Below are 16,496 nucleotides of genomic sequence, written 5' to 3' on the forward strand. Positions count from 1 at the left end.
TAAAAACAGTTTACTAGATTTTAACTATTATTTAATTGCTTTCGTAATCACATCTACTGCATCTTTATGGCTTTTATTAGCCAGTTCATTTAATTGCTTCGCATAATCTTGATATTGCACTAAACCTTGTGATGCGAAATTGAATAAGTCCCACACATTTGGATCGTCTTTATCAGCGATTTTCACACCAATTTTAGCTTCCCAACGGGCTGGTATATATCCAGGTAATGTTTTCATTGGATCTACTAATGCATTATTTAAGTGATTGTAAGTATCTTGAATACCAGGAATGCTATAAATTTCCCAGTACTTATCTAATATTTCTTTGTCAGAAGAAATAGGTAATGTTGTTAAATCTTGTCCATTTTTTACACTTAAATTCATACGTTCTTTGAAGCCCTCTTTACCAAATGACATAAACTTTGCAAAATCATACGCTTCTTTAGGATGTTTCGTATTTTTAGAAATCCCTAAAAAGTCATTAACAATCGCTGCTCTTCCGCCTGGAATTCCGATATAATCCCAATCAAAGTTTAATTTTTTCATAAAATTAGGAATATTGTATGTACTACTATAGTAGAGTGCAATTTGTCCAGATTCAAATGCTAGTCCCGCATCTTCTCCACTTAGTCCTTCTTGCTGATCCTTATTTAATTGAGAGTATGCATATCCATTTGATGCTAACTCTTTCATTTTATTCATTCCATCAATCATTTCTTTTGAATCTAAATGAAATGAACCATCTGCATAAGTATACCATCCTAGTTTTGGATTTGCAGCACCAGGGTACCACTCTACTAAACCTTGAGTACTATCAATACCGACTGTTTTGTTTTCAAGATTCGTTGCCTTTTTTGCGATATTTAAAAAATTGTCAATTGAATAGCCACTTTTTGGTATGTCTAAATTTAAACTATCAAGAATATTCTTATTCACAAAGTAGCCCATAAAAAATTGAGCAAATGGAATTCCAAATACTTTCCCCTCTACTGTGGAAGCATTTCGTACTGTATCAGTAATCTTAGAAAATTCTACGTCTTCATTAGCATATTTAGAAATATCTAATAGCCAGTTATTTCCTAAACCAGTTGGAATATTATTTTGCATGAATACATCTGGTAATTTTCCAGCACTTGCTAATGTACCTAATGCCTGGTTCCAATCACCGTCTAGTACATCAACTTGAATATCAACATTCTTATGTTTTTTCTCGTATGCACTGATCATCATTCGTTCAAGATTTTTTTCATTCTCTGGACCGTTATTCCAGTTCGCGTATTTAATAATAATCTTTTCTTTGTTTTTTGCTGTACCAGATGATTTTTCTTTCCCGCACGCTGCTAAAGTAAACACTAGAGTTGTAGCCATTGCAACTTTCATAAACTTGCTCATAAATCTACCTCCTCATATTATTAATTACCTTTTCGAAACGTTTCACTTAGCAAAAAAATATAAGTGCATCTTAATCGAAACGTTTTTATAAGTAAAATTGTACACACTTATGTATGCGTTTTCAATACTTTTTCAAAAAGAATTTAATATCTTTTTTGTCGAGATTTATTTAAAGTTTTAAAATTTTCTTAGATTATGATACTGCTAAACTAAATATTGATTTTTAAATAAAAAAGAAGCTGTCTAATTAATTAGACAACCTTCAGGTATTTTTTATTAATTTAAATATAAATAAATAGCATTTTCATTTATATTTAAATTTCCCTTTATCTCTCCTATACCCTCGACTGCAATAGAATCCGTTTTTACAATGGGACTATCTTTTACTATTAGATGTAATCTAACAATATTTTGAATTCTATCTTTCCAATTGGTAATAACAGGTTGCTGAATAAGGTAGTCTTCATTATTCATTCTTACTTTTAAAAAGTTTTTGTGTAAAAGTTTATCTTGATATGGAATGACATTCATCGGATCAAAGGATTTTGAAGTTATTTCACCTTCAATAAATAGATGAATTCCTTTTTGTTGCTCAAATTCTTCAACTGTATTTTTTCTATTTTGAGATACATAATTTATTACAGCATCTGTTTCAGGAGTTATTTCAAGATTACTTACTTCTTTCGTTCCATCGGAAAGCTTTTTTATTAACTCATAAAGTGTTTCTTCTTTTTCTAAAAAGCTTTCTTTCCAACTAGGTGAAAACTCATCAAGTAATAAACACATAAACAAACCAGAACTATAACAACTCTTTCGAATATCTGAGGTGGATTCGTAATTGTCCATAAGTTGTTGTCCATATTTTTCTATAATCGAATTATATGAATTTGAGCTTTTTTCCGAATAAGCATTTAGTTCAACAAACCATGCCGGCCCTTCAATCGTTTCAATTAAATGTTCGTACACTAAATGTTCCTTTATTATAGAAGCTCTTTTTTCTCTAAGTGCTATGAAACTATTAAGATATTGTTTCTTTTTAAGAACATTGTTTTCTAACACTGCACTAAAAAGGCTAGCTCTTTCCTGTTTTCTTAATTCCACATTTTCTTTTAATAAGGGATATGTAATTCCCATCGTTTCATTCGCAAACCTTTTTTCACCCTTAATATATTGAAAACCGTGAAATAATTCGTGTACAAGAATCGAAAATAAACTTCCATAATCCTCGTAAAATTCGAGATCTACGATTGCTGTTGGATACTCATCATAAAGAATAAGTGTACAACCATTAAATTGATCGTCCCGCTGTAAAATTTGATATTGATTTTGCTCTGTTTTCGTCATTCTAGGATGATTGAAAAGATATACATAACTTTTATCATATAATGCGTATGCAACTGATTCAAAACCTGGCCAATAATTATTAAAATTTGTATTTAATAGGTCTTGGGCAATTTCATTAAAATTTTTACTCATCTGCTTCATCCTTTTTATTAAAAATCCATTGTAATTAGATTCTCTTTAAAATAAAAAATTCCTTTTTTAGACGGACTTATGCTATTTATCTATCAACTTCAAGGCAGTTTGGTTGTATTAGATTTACTTGCATCCAGCTTCCCACTTAAAGCATCGCTTAGTACAATTGAAATTTTAGCATAATTGGAATATAAACTTAAAAGTAATAACGTTTTATTTGTTTTCTGACTGCTCCAATCAAAATTATAGGGCTACATAACTTTTTTCAATTGTTATATATAATCTATAACCTTATGAACTTCAAAAAGTTCACTTTCATTTATAAATTGATTAAGTAAATGAATATGTCCTGCACCGTATAAAACAAAAATTCTTTCAGCATCTGACTCGATTAGTTCAACTATGTTCTTATAGATAAGTAAATTTCTATAATACCAATATTTAGCTGTCCACATAGCACCAACTGGATTGCTTTTATTACCCATAAGAGCAAAATTCATATAAAATTTTTGGTTTGCCTTATTGAAATCATTATGATTCAAATATAGTAAGAAATCTCTAATTGAATGGCTACGTAAAAAATCTTCTGTTTTTGCAATTGTATTTTCCAATTCTTTTGCAATGTCATTATACTTTTCTGAAGCGTGCTCTTTAGTCCATAATTCTATATCAGGAATATCCGGCTCAGAGTTATTCCAATCAACACAAAATACTTCTTTGTGATTCATTTCTTTTGCTAGTCGAAAACCAATTTGATGATATTCATTTCTAGTTAATTCGTATTCTCCTACTAAAAAGTCATTATAAGTTTTATTTGTATATACATGATCATCTGTTAAGATTTCTAGTGCAATCTTTGTTGGTTCAAACTTCTTTAAAGAATCAACTACTCCTTTTATTTCTAATTGCTTATGTTCACTCAGAATATCATCTGTTTTTATTTTAAATAGATCTCCATTATCAGGATTATTTAAATGTGCAGTTCCTAGAACAAGAATACTCGGTTTGACCATTGTTATTTCCCCTCAATTCTATTTACTTAAATAGATTCTACTAAACTCCATATTATCCTTTTCTATCATTAAATCTCTAAGCATACTGAATATAGTTCAACAAAAAAATCGACTAAACAGCCGATTAGATTCTAAAATAATTCAATTTTTTCTTAATTAAATTTAACTGGTCAATACCCCTATTTTTTCATTGCACTTATAACAGGTTGGGCACCTTTTTCAGAAATAATGGTTACAAGTAAACTAGTAACCATATCAGCTTTTTGACTTTCTGTTGCGGTTAATAATCCTTTTTCTTCGAGCATTTTTAAAGCATCTTCTACCATACCGACTGCGCCTTCTACAATTTCTCTTTTAGCTTGAACAACTGCTTTCGCTTGTTGTCTTTGTAACATACTACTTGCTATCTCAGGTGCATAAGCAAGATGACTTAATCGAGCTTCATGAACTTTTACACCACTTTTTTGAAGTCGGTCCTGTAGCTCAATTTGTAATTCATCAGCTATCTCTTCTGCATTCCCTCTTAAAGAAAATTCATCTTTATTTGTTGTGTCATAAGCGTACTTCGTTGCAATATGACGGATTGCTGTTTCGCTTTGAATCATTACAAATTTTTGATAATCTGTAACTTCAAACATGGCTTTTTCAACATCAACTACACTGTATACTACAACTGCAGCAATCTCAATCGGATTCCCGTCGATATCATTAACTTTCAATACATCGCTATTGAAGTTAACAGCTTTTAGATTAACTTTTGATTTACTTGTAAATGGAATCGTACAATAGAATCCATCTTCATAGATTGTCCCTAAATATTTCCCCATAAATACCATAGCAACTGCTACATTAGGTTGATTAATGACAAATCCAGTTGAAATCAAACAGACGAATAAAAATGAAGCAATTATGAAAAATAGATTATCACTAGCTAATGAAGTAACTGCGCTAATTAGTAATAATAATATTATTAATGCCAAAACGATGTAACCGTTAATTCGAAATGCTTCTTTTTTCATATTTTTCTCCTCTTCTGAAGTAAATAACTTCGCTAAATTAATTATTCATTTATCCCTAAAGTAGAAATTTATTAAAAGGATATTTAACCTTATTAAAAGATTAATCAATTAAAATTAAACTACGGCCATAAAAGTTTTTTTAACCATCTATCTCCTTCAAAGCAATATTTTAATCGTATATGCCTTCGATTTTCATCAGCCTGCCAAAACTCCACTTCTTTTGCAGCTACTCGATACAAAGTCCACGATGGAAACACTAAATTTGGATTTTGTTGTAAAATTTCAATTTGTTTATTTAGCGCCTCATCGAACTCAGAATGCACCTTTAAAATTGAACTTTGTTTGCCAATCAACGCTACTGCCCGCGCTTCGGTACCTCTGGCTAAAAAGTCTTGGGCACTTAATTCTTTTTCCATTTTTATTGCTCTACCACGTATTCTGACTTGTCTTCCGATTAGTGACCAATAAAAAGTCATAGCAACATTGGGATTAAAATCGATCTGTTTACCTTTTTCACTTTGTGAACTTGTTGCAAAATACCACCCATGCTGATCCACATCTTTAATAATTAGAACCCTAGCATCAGGAAATCCATTATGATCAGTTGTTGAAAGAGTCATTGAGTGTGGTTCATGTACACCATAATCAATTGCTTCTTGGAACCATTCTAAAAAAAGCTCATTTGGATATTCTGACACATTGTAAATATTAAACTCAGGAAAGGGGCCATTAAGTGTTTTACTTTTTCTTATCGCTTTCCTAGTGTCGTCCATCTAATTCCTCCGAATAATTAATCAAATAGTATAATTAAGACATTCTCCATTTTTTTTAACTAACCTGCTAGAATTAAAAAAAGAGCCGATTAACAGCTCCCAGTTCTAATAGATTAGTATACCTTCTTTATATAAACTCTTTTATCTAGTATTTTTTATAATGTTTTTTATTTTATCTGTATATATTTTATCTAGATCTTCAGTGCAGTATTTAAAATTTTGCATGCTTGATTCTTTAGGAATGCCCATGTGCACTAATTTAATATCAATTTTCTCTATAATAAAACGCTCGTCAATATCATTTTTAACTCCGCCAACGTCTGTTAAATCTATTTTAGTTCCATTTTTTAATTCTAATATGTAAAAAAAATCACCTTTCGTATGTCTAAATAGGATATTTCGTTTTTTACCGTACACTCCTGTTTGAATCTTTGCAATGTCATTGTAACTATATTCCTTACCATTAGGATAAAGAAATGAATAGTTTATAATTTTATTATTTGTGATTACTGTAACAGCAGTAATGATGGTATAAAGCAGTACTATATTGAAGGTCACGAAAGTAATGAGAACTAATTTTTTATTCCATTTCAAGAAACTATTATTTTTACTCGTATCCTTTATTTCTTTCGTTTCCCTTAAATTCTTACTAAAAATTGATAGAAAACCTAAAATTATAAAAAACTCATAAATAAAAATTAGCCTTGATACAGGATATCTAAATATCCACATTATATAATCTTTCGGCACTAATAACTTTTCTTGAAGAACACTTATTAATATAAAAATTCCAATCGTTAAAATGACTATAAAGATAATTGAAAGAATCCACAAAATTATTGATTTTAGCTTTCTCAAAATTACAACTCCAGTTCCATTTCGCCACTTTATTAAATTTTCATCTATTTCATTTATACCTTTTGACATACATAATGATTATATCTTAGTTGCTTAAAAATATAAAATTGGTTAATTTATTGAGTTACTTTTCCTACTTGATCTACTTTCAAACCAAGGTGATTTCTAATTGCTGATGAAATATCTTCTACGCTTTTTGGCTCAGCTACATAATAATAGATTCCATTAATTTTTTCATTTTCACCATCATAATTTAATGGCTCAATATGAGAAGTTATATCTTTTGGCAAGCTACTATATAATGAAAGAGCATCTCTGATTCCTATATTTGTATGAATGTTTTTACTGAACTCTTTCGCATATGTATCAGTTTTTAAAATCGACTTTGGAGATTTTAATTCTTTTATAATTGCGGTAAGAACCTGTCTTTGTCGTTCTTGTCGCCCGAAATCATTGTTAATATCTCGCTTTCTCATACGTGAATATGCAAGTGCCTCTAAACCATTTAAGTGTTGTTCCCCTTTAGTAAAATAGATCTTTTTTCTTGGTTTAGTATCAGTGTTTTCCCAAAAATCGAAAGGAACATTGACATTCACTCCACCAACTTCATCGACTATATTTTTAAATCCATCAAAATTTACAGTTACATAATAATCAATTGGAACTTTCAAGAAATTTTCAACAGTTTGGATCGTAGTTTGAATTCCTCCTCGAGCATATGCACCATTAATTTTGGAAGTAACATTAAAATTAGCGATATTTACATATGTATCTCTTGGGATACTTAAAGTTTTAAACGATTTATCTTTAGGATTATATGTTACAAGGATAATCGCATCAGTTCGTCCATTAACTCCTTTTGTAGCATAATCTTCAAGTCCTAAAAATAGAATAGACACCGGATCTTTTTGGATTTCAACTTTAGTAGTTCTAAGTTTTGATTCAATTTCAACACCATTAGTCATCTTATGTAATTCAGAATAAGTAACGAATCCTTTGTACCCAATAACTATACAAAGAACAATAATAAATAATAAGGAAAGATACTTCAGCAGTCTTTTCTTTTTAGTTTTTTTGTAGTTTTTTGGTTTTTCCATTTTACTTTCTCCTTATGTTCTACAAATTAGATTAAATTGCATTAATTAGCCCAAAGATTATCTAGCAAAATTATACAATATTTTTAAGAGAATTTCCTATATTTTAAATATTCCGCTACAATACCGATTTAATAAATCTGCCATTTAAGTAAATAAGAAATTAAATGGAAAATAAAAAACAAATCGGATGATGGGCAATTATACATGCTGCCCATCATCCGATTAAAATTAAATATAAATATCAATATTGTTTATACCATCATGTAAATGCGGAATTAGATCATCCAACTGAATGACAAACCCACCTTCACGGTATCGATTCCCCGTTCTTTTAAAATCTACTAACTTATTATTTATTACTACCTTTTTCTCAACTTGATCATTTATAAAATAATTAAAGGTTATTTTATAGCCATCTATTTCAAATTCAAATTGGAGACCATTTAGTTCATTAGGGAGCACTGGATCAATCACTAAATTCTTATCAAAACGGCGAATACCTAAGCTATTAGAAATTAGTTGATTTAAATAAATGCCAGGTCCGCTAGAATAAATTCGCCATCCACCTTTAACAGCAACTGTTCCATTTTTCAGACTTGTAAATTGCTCTTGCGCTTCATAACGATTATTAAATTTACCATCGGAACTACTAAAATAAGTATTACTTTGGCGGTATTCAGCATTCGGAACTACTTCTTTTAGATTAATTGGATTAATGACAGAAAGCGCGTGCCATACTTCATTTTCTTTCCCCAATTTTGCCATGGCTTCAATGAACCTGATATGTGCATGAACATATTGTAATCCGATTTCTCGTCCGAAGTTTGAAGCTTGCTCTGCACGTTTAAAGTTTTTACTCACTCCACCAGCATAAGTTGCAGGTTTATTCATAAGACGGACACCATCTGGATGCTGTAAATGCTCTTTAATAATTTCATAATGATAATTTGCTTCTTCTAATGTAAATAATTCTGCAATCATACTGCGCGTCATTGGCAATAATCGATATTGAATGCCAGTTTTTTGGTCTGATGGATGAATCATCATCTCTGCACTATTTGGATCCTCTAAATAGATAAAACCAGGAATCACTTCAGTATTTAATATAAATGTTTTAAAGTCCGCTGCGATTCCATTTACTAAATGAGTTATCTCTTCAAACTCTGTTTCATCAATTTCTTTTATAACAGCTGCGAACTGTTTTAATGTTTGGTACGTAAGAGCAACGGTCCAGCTACTTACCATATATTTTTTTAATTGGGCGTTTGCTGGCTGTAGCGTATCATCCCAATCCCCATCACCATATGAAGATAAGAACGTATCATGTAAGAAATGATCTTTTATATAGTTTATTTCTTTCTTTACATGTTCTAGTAAGCTAGTTTTTCTTTCAGTTAACCTAAATGAATCACGTTCGGTAAATGAAATTTCTTCATTTAAAATGCTAAAATCCTTCGTAGCTAGTAGATAATCACTCAATGCTTTTAATGGCCAAACAATGATATCTCCGTGGCTTTCACTAGCTTGAATACTAAAATATTTATCAAACATAAACCATTGTGGCCAATTTCCATCATCTTCATATTGATGAGAGAATACAGTCAGTAAGATCTGTCTTACTATTCCATATTTACCTGTAGCCATAAAGTATTCTGTTGGACCTTGGCAAACATCTCGTGTCCCCCAGGCCGCACCACCATATTGTTCTAATCCATGTGGTACTAGATAATGAATAAGCATATTGTGAGTATACCACCAAGTTAATGTGTTTAATTTACCTAATTCTGTTGGAATATTGTTATTTATTGAAAGTTTAAAACCATTCATTACATTATGATAGAAATTTCGGTACTTACTAATCTCCGCTTCTAGTTTTCGATCAGCTTGAATGAATTCTCCACCATTAATATGACCTTGTATTGTTATTGTAAATTCGTTCGTTTCTTCCAAATCTAGTACTACTAATGAAGCAGGTAAAGGCGCGGCACCATTAATGAGCATACGTTCATCAGTTACGACCATTTTTGCTCCTTCGAGATCCATATGGTAACAAAGATTTGGATAAGTATTCGCTACAAAACAAGATTCGTCTACATAGAACGATAATAATTGTCCTTCTTGTTTCATTCCAAATGGGACTTCATATTCATTTCCGTTCATTGTAATTTGATTTGTAACAATGAATCGATATTTTTTTCCACTTGCAGTTTGTGCATGTAGACGAATTTCTGGCAGTTCTGTTGTCGTGAAGTTTGAAATGATAAATAGTTCATCATCCGTTTTATAGTACCAACGTGCATAATTAAAACCCATTTCATACATCGATGGCATTGTGAGTAAATGGTATTGATCATCAATTTCAACATAAATACGCTGTCCAGACGTTTTCATTATGTTTAAACTATTTCTGGCATTTGACATCATTTTATTCATTGATGTATTACCTACTACAACTTGCGCATTAAATAATCCATACATATACGATGTTGACGTAATAATTTCTTCATTAATTTTTAAATTTTCGCCACTTAAAATAATATGACCATGTGATCTTTCTACTAATCTTTCTTTTTCCTTTAAAACGATGTGCTCATGTGTATCTGTAAAAAATGATAGTAATGTATCGTCTTCTAATTCTTCATGACATCGGTTTGGAAAGTATTGATCTATCTCTTCTTTACTCATTGATAATGTTTGAAGTGGAGTGCTAAGTTTTGGATTTTTACTTAATTTTTCAACTTCATCGAATTCATTCGAATTTATAACTTCATTCCAAGCCTCATAAATTTCATTCTTATATTCTAGCTCCGTTATAGAAGCTTCGTGATTTTCCTTTGATAAACCATAAAATACTAGATTTACTTTTTTATTTAATAGCATTTTCTCGGATTGCAATCCAATATAAGCAAATTCATACTGATATACTTCATTTGCAAGTGTTTCTGTAAATAGAGCTTCAGGTAAATCTGTTTCCTTATAAGATAATCCAAAAAATTGATATCCATCAGTAGAAAAACTTCTTACTTTAGAAAGTGATCCCAGTTGTAAGTACGGGAACTTTCCATCTTGTGGCTGATTTTGCCTTGAACATACAATGTATCCCATATCTTCAGTCTCAAATACTGCATGATCTATATACTGACTAACATAAGCCTCATTCGATTGGATCATCCCTCGATTAGCTAGTCCAATATCTTGACCGTAAATAACATCAAACTCAACTTGTGGACCTTCAAAGGATATATCCCAAAACCAAACTGATTGAGTTGTTAATGTGAAAGTAACTGTATAGTCAATATTTGCTACTTTACCTTCCCAAATAACTTGAGTTTTGGAAAATTTAACTTTACTATTCGATTGAATTCCTAATAATGGATATACTTCTTTACCTTCCTTCGTAAAAATACGTAGGTATAAATTACTAAGTGCTCCATCAATCGGATTTGCTCGAAGTTGATTAATCATCGTTGTGCCATGTGTCAGTTCATACAAATCACCAGAGTTTAAAAAAGTCACTGTTGTTTGACCAGATTTCAAATAATACTTTTCTTTATTTTTCAAATTAAGCATGTTGGATCCTCCTCTATTTAGAGCTAAACTTACTCATTTTATTACCATTTAGATTTTCGAATCTTCTTTCAGTAAATGAAATTTCGATGTTAATACTTCAACACTATTTGTTCCAACGTATATTTCAAAAGAACCTTTATCACTTTCAAATTCTAAATTTGAATGATAGTAACGTAATTGTTCTTCCTTTAAAATAAACGTAACTTTCTTTGTTTCACCTGCTTCTAATCTTACTTTCTGGAAGTCTTTTAATTCTTTTACAGGACGAACAACATCACCAGCAAGATCACGAACGTAAAGTTGTACAGTCTCATCACCAGTAAATTTCCCTGTATTCTTTACATTTATTGAAATTTCTATTGGATTTTCTGTCGTCATGCATTCGGATGATAGATTCATCTCACTATAGTAGAAGTTTGTGTAGCTTAATCCAAAGCCAAATGGTAAAAGCGCTTCATTAGGAATATCTAAATATTTAGAAACATAATGATCAGGACTAAACTCATTAAATGGGCGACCTGTATTAAATGAATTGTAATAGATTGGTATTTGACCAACTGAATATGGGAAAGACATTGTCAGTTTTCCAGAAGGATTGACTTCTCCGAAAAGAATATTTGAAACTGCAGCAGCCCCTTCTGTCCCTGGAAACCATGCTTCTAATACAGCATCCGCTTCATCTAGCACCCCATGTAAATCAAGTGGACGACCATTAAATAAAACAACTACTAAAGGTTTATTTAATTTCTTAATATGCGAAATTAATTCTAACTGAGCTTTTGGCAAATGAATGTCTGAACGGCAACAAGCTTCTCCACTCATTGAAGCGTATTCACCAACTGCTAACACAACAACATCCGAGTTTTCGGCAGTTTTTATCGCTTCAGTAATTTGATCTTCAGTAATTTCTTCAATATCACTACCTTTTGCAACCGTTAGATTTGGAGTTTTTAACTTCATTGCATCGTATAAATGCACTGTATTTTCTATTTGTCCTTTCCATGACCAGGCACCTAACAAGTCACCACTTTGAGCGAGGGGACCAATTAATGCAATTTTTTGATTAGCATCAAGAGGAAGAACATTTTCATTTTTTAGTAAAACGCAAGATTTTTCTGCTAGTTTTCTAGAGACCGTTCTATGATCCTCTGAAAGAATCACTTTTTTCTCTTTCTGAACATCCGCACCACGGTAAGGGTTTTCAAATAATCCTAGCTTAGATTTTAGTTTTAATATTCGAAGTACAGCCTCATCAATTAAAGCTTCCTGTACTTCTCGATTTTCTACTAAAGATTTTAATTCATGAACATAACATGGAGTCATCATTTCTAAATCTACTCCAGCATGAATGGCCTTTAAAGCTGCTTCTGCTTCATCCTCGGCAACTCCATGAGGAATCATTTCTTTCACAGAACCCCAATCGGATATAAGTACTCCTTCAAAACCCCATTCGTTTCGAAGCACATCTCTCATTAGCCATTTATTCCCTGTAGCTGGAATGCCGTCAATCGTATTAAAGGAAGTCATCACCATCTCACAACCTTCATCCAATGCTGCTTTATAAGCTGGAAGATACGATTCTCGAAGTTGACGTTCCGACATATTTACAGTGTTATAATCTCGTCCACCTTCAGGAGCACCATATGCTGCAAAGTGCTTAACGCATGCTGCAACTCTTTCCAAATCATTCGTTAAGTCATTTCCCTGGAATCCACGCACAAAAGCTTTCGCAAACAAACTATTTAAATAAGGATCTTCACCAGTAGTCTCTAAAACGCGTCCCCATCTCGGATCGCGTACTAAATCAACCATCGGAGCAAAAGTAACATGAACACCTGAAACTGAAGCTTCCCTGGCAGCGACTTCTGCACTTTTTTCTGCCAATTCCATGTCCCATGAGCATCCAATTGCTAATGGAATTGGGAAAATCGTTTTATATCCGTGGACGACATCTGCCATAAAAACTAAAGGAATTCCATGGCGATTGTTTTTTAAGTACTCTTTTTGGATTTTGATAACATCCTCTGCACCAGATACACCTAGTACAGAACCACTATTATTTATTACATTTTCACTAATACCCATCTCTGCGAATGGACCAGTAATTTCACCTGCTAATCCGTAATAGAAATTTCCTGCTAACTGCATTAATTGTGATATTTTTTCATCTAAAGTCATTTCTTTAATGATGGACTCCATTTGAGCAATATCCATTGTGATTTCCTCCCCGAATTCTATTTGGTCAATTAAAATAGCATAAAAACACTTATCGAAACGTTTCACCTGATTATATTTAAAATTATATGCGTTTTCATATTGAGGGTCAACCAATTTCATCTATAAAATTAAATTCTTCTAATATTTCAAATTAGTCAGTGATTACTCTAAGAAAATAAAAAAAGTAAACAACATGGAACATTTAGCTCCACGTCATTTACTTTTTAATAAGTCTAATGATTAAATTTTTGGGGAAATTTAATCAATTATAAATAAATTCTCTCTTTTTTCTTACCTGAATCATATACAGCACAAATCATTTTTTGAGTCTTCATCGCTTCTTCACCAGTTATATGAATCTCACATTTATTTTCTAATGCTTCGTAGAAATTATTAATCTGTTTAACATGGCTTACACCCCAGTACCCTTTTGCTCCATTTCCGTAGTCAAAAGTTTCATTTGGGTTGTTATCAGCAGTAAACTCTCTACCATCATTTAAGATAACAATACCACGGTCAGCGATCATTTTAGCAATGCCATTTTCACAATGAAGTTCAATCGTAACTGGTGCATCATAAGAATAATAATTTATTGTATGAAATGCTGTTACTACTCCATTTCTATATTTAATAACGCCTTCAGCACAATCCTCCACTTCAATGATTTCATGCGCTCGATTGCTTATCGTAGCGTCAACGTATTCAATCTCATCGTCAACAAACCAACGCATTAAATCCATCGTATGTATCGCCTGGTCGATGACTACACCGCCGCCTTCTTTTTCCCATGTACCTTTCCAATCACTTTTCAAATAGTACTCATCCGAACGGTCCCAAGTAACTGAAAGTTTTCCAGATTTCACTTTACCTAACGTACCATTTTGTAGCATTTCTTTAATTAATACCGATCCTGGATTATACCTATTTTGGAAAATGACACCTAATGCCACTCCATTGTTTTTAGCCGTTTCCACCATTTCTTGTGCATCAGAATAATGAATAGACATTGGCTTTTCAGTAAGAACATGTATTTTTCGTTTAGCCGCTTCGATTGCAACAGGTGCATGTAGATAATGCGGTAAACATATATGGATTACATCTAAATTTTCTTTCTCAAATAGTTCAAGATAATTCATATAATAAGCGCAATTGAATTGTCCAGCCTTCTCTTTTGCTCTTTCTTCCTTATTATCACAAACCGCAACCAATTCTACATTTTCTCTTATAAAAGCAGGTTGGGCGTGCATTAAGAAAATATTTCCGCAGCCAATAATCGCAACTCTTAATTTCCTCATTTTTACACCAACTTTTTTTGGATTGTTTAGCTAACTATTAAGTCCACCACATTTGCGATGGTTCTTCATTTATCAATACAGTCTGTAAATTCCTAACGGCACGAGTAAATCCTTCTTCAATTGACATGATTGGATCTTCATGCTCAATACTAACGACATAATCATATCCAAAAGTACGAAGTGCGCTCATCATATCTGACCACTCTTTTAAACTATGACCACAGCCTACAGAACGGAATGTCCACGCTCTAGTTTGAACTTCACCATATGGCTGCATATCGGTTAAACCATACATATTTACATTATCTTGATCGATATATGTATCCTTCGCATGGAAATGATGGATTGCATTTTCTTTACCAAGTATTTTAATAGCAGCTACCGGATCGATACCTTGCCACCAAAGATGGCTAGGATCTAAGTTCGCGCCAATCGCATCACATGTTTCATTGCGTAACTTTAATAATGTATAAGGTGTATGAACTAAAAATCCTCCATGCAGCTCTATGCCAATTTTTACGTGATGGTCTTTTGCAAATTTACCCATTTCTTTCCAATAAGGTATTAGCTTTTCTTCCCATTGCCAGTTCAGTACATCTCCATATTCATTTGGCCAAGCAGTTACAGGCCAACTAGGATATTTAGCGCCCTCATGGTCACCACTTGTACCAGAAAAGCAGTTTACAACTGGAACTTCTAATAGCGATGCCAGTTTAATTGTTTTAGCAAGAACATCATGAGATTCTTTCGCAAATGCTTTATCAGGTGAAATTGGGTTTCCGTGACAGCTAAACGCACTAATGATTAATCCACGTTTTTCAACTTTTTCAATATATTCTTTTCTAAGTTGCTCATTTTCTAATAAATCATCTAAAGGACAATGAGCATTACCAGGATAACAGCCTGTTCCGATTTCTACAGCCTTTAATCCCGCGTCTGCAACTTTATCAAGCATTTCTTCAAACGATTTTTCTGCAAATAATACTGTAAATACGCCTAGTTTCATCGTTTTTCCGCCCCAATCTATTAATCTTTTAATGACTCAATTGGCTCATGATGTCCATATGAAGGATAATTTCGTTTGGATCTGTTTGCCCAACTTACGGCATTTGTAATGATTTTTTGAACCTCTTTTTGATGATATGTTGGATAAGTTTCATGGCCTGGTCTAAAGTAAAAGATTTTCCCGTTTCCTCTTTTAAATGTACAACCACTTCTAAATACCTCTCCGCCTTTAAACCAACTTACAAGTACTAGTTCATCTGGTGTTGGTATATCAAAATGTTCACCATACATTTCTTCTTGATCAATTTCAATATATTCACCAATTCCCTCTACTATTGGATGAGTTGGATCTACAACCCAAAGTCTCTCGGTTTCCGCTGCTTCACGCCATTTTAAATCACAGCTAGTGCCCATTAACTTTTTGAAAATCTTCGAAAAATGTCCGGAATGAAGAACAATTAACCCCATGCCTTGCAATACTTTTTCATAAACTTTTTGAACAATTTCATCTTCTACTTCGTTATGAGCAAGATGCCCCCACCAAATTAATACATCCGTATTTTCTAACACTTCGTATGTTAAACCATGTTCAGGTTGTTCTAATGTAGCAGTTAATGTGTCATATCCTGCTCCTTCTAAAAAACTCGCAATTGTTGAGTGTATACCGTTTGGATAAATACTTTTTACAACTGGATTTTTTTGTTCATGTCTATTTTCATTCCAAACCGTTACTTTTACCATATGACTCACCCATCTCGATAAATTTTCTTATTTTACTAGC

The 16,496-nt window shown here is 32.3% G+C and carries 12 protein-coding genes; all 12 read right to left on the reverse strand.

Annotation, left to right across the window (positions count from 1 at the left end):
* Positions 1-27: 27 nt before the first annotated feature.
* Positions 28-1,392 (reverse strand): ABC transporter substrate-binding protein, encoded by a 1,365-nt coding sequence (locus tag CN692_RS07130; RefSeq protein ID WP_098118460.1) that lies wholly within the window; start codon positions 1,390-1,392, stop codon positions 28-30.
* A gap of 276 nt (positions 1,393-1,668) precedes the next feature.
* Entirely contained in the window at positions 1,669-2,868 is a 1,200-nt protein-coding gene (locus CN692_RS07135; RefSeq protein WP_098118461.1) for a hypothetical protein, read from the reverse strand.
* 272 nt (positions 2,869-3,140) lie between these two features.
* A complete protein-coding gene (locus tag CN692_RS07140) occupies positions 3,141-3,881 on the reverse strand; it encodes a DUF5694 domain-containing protein (RefSeq protein WP_098118462.1) in 741 nt (246 codons plus the stop codon).
* Between the two features lie 179 nt (positions 3,882-4,060).
* Positions 4,061-4,900 carry an SPFH domain-containing protein gene (locus tag CN692_RS07145; protein WP_098118463.1) on the reverse strand — a complete coding sequence of 280 codons (840 nt, stop codon included), beginning with the start codon at positions 4,898-4,900 and terminating at the stop codon, positions 4,061-4,063.
* 119 nt (positions 4,901-5,019) lie between these two features.
* Entirely contained in the window at positions 5,020-5,673 is a 654-nt protein-coding gene (locus CN692_RS07150; RefSeq protein ID WP_098118464.1) for a pyridoxine/pyridoxamine 5'-phosphate oxidase, read from the reverse strand.
* A 141-nt stretch (positions 5,674-5,814) separates the two neighbouring features.
* The gene (locus tag CN692_RS07155; RefSeq protein ID WP_098118465.1) at positions 5,815-6,600 is read right to left on the reverse strand and encodes a hypothetical protein; all 786 of its coding nucleotides are present in this window, start codon (positions 6,598-6,600) and stop codon (positions 5,815-5,817) included.
* Positions 6,601-6,647: 47 nt separating this feature from the next.
* Positions 6,648-7,628 carry an LCP family protein gene (locus CN692_RS07160; protein ID WP_098118466.1) on the reverse strand — a complete coding sequence of 327 codons (981 nt, stop codon included), beginning with the start codon at positions 7,626-7,628 and terminating at the stop codon, positions 6,648-6,650.
* A 228-nt stretch (positions 7,629-7,856) separates the two neighbouring features.
* Positions 7,857-11,198: a GH36-type glycosyl hydrolase domain-containing protein gene (locus CN692_RS07165; protein WP_098118467.1), complete on the reverse strand. Its 3,342-nt coding sequence runs from the start codon at positions 11,196-11,198 to the stop codon at positions 7,857-7,859.
* 48 nt (positions 11,199-11,246) lie between these two features.
* A complete protein-coding gene (bglX, locus tag CN692_RS07170; RefSeq protein ID WP_098118468.1) occupies positions 11,247-13,412 on the reverse strand; it encodes a beta-glucosidase BglX in 2,166 nt (721 codons plus the stop codon).
* Positions 13,413-13,681: 269 nt separating this feature from the next.
* The gene (locus CN692_RS07175) at positions 13,682-14,710 is read right to left on the reverse strand and encodes a Gfo/Idh/MocA family protein (RefSeq protein ID WP_098118469.1); all 1,029 of its coding nucleotides are present in this window, start codon (positions 14,708-14,710) and stop codon (positions 13,682-13,684) included.
* Positions 14,711-14,747: 37 nt separating this feature from the next.
* Positions 14,748-15,716 carry a sugar phosphate isomerase/epimerase family protein gene (locus CN692_RS07180; protein ID WP_098118470.1) on the reverse strand — a complete coding sequence of 323 codons (969 nt, stop codon included), beginning with the start codon at positions 15,714-15,716 and terminating at the stop codon, positions 14,748-14,750.
* Positions 15,717-15,736: 20 nt separating this feature from the next.
* Entirely contained in the window at positions 15,737-16,456 is a 720-nt protein-coding gene (locus tag CN692_RS07185; RefSeq protein WP_098118471.1) for a ThuA domain-containing protein, read from the reverse strand.
* Positions 16,457-16,496 lie beyond the last annotated feature (40 nt).

The sequence above is a fragment of the Bacillus sp. AFS002410 genome (assembly GCF_002556365.1).
Lineage (GTDB): Bacteria > Bacillota > Bacilli > Bacillales > Bacillaceae_G > Gottfriedia.